At 41.9% G+C, this 253-nt stretch carries 1 pseudogene; it reads right to left on the bottom strand.

Annotation, left to right across the window (positions count from 1 at the left end):
• A pseudogene (locus ACYQ2O_RS13665) lies at nt 1-253 on the bottom strand (IS4 family transposase); the annotation flags it as partial.

Below are 253 nucleotides of genomic sequence, written 5' to 3'. Positions count from 1 at the left end.
GTATCTAACAAGTCTTGAACATGTTGTTCAGATAGTACTAACTCGTTCATTAATGTCTCTTTCAGACAGGCCATTACGAGAAACAGCGATTGCGCGAATCGAATGTTCTCCATTTCATCACAGCACAAATAAAACAGCTCACCGATGGTGCGCGGATCCTTCTCTTCACGGGATATTAAGGCGAACATCATATACCGGGTAAAAACAACCGCAGTATGGGCAACCATATTGTCATAATCACGAGCAGAAAATT

Source organism: Alkalibacterium sp. m-11 (assembly GCF_054658155.1).
This window is presented reverse-complemented; position numbering and strand designations above follow the sequence as displayed.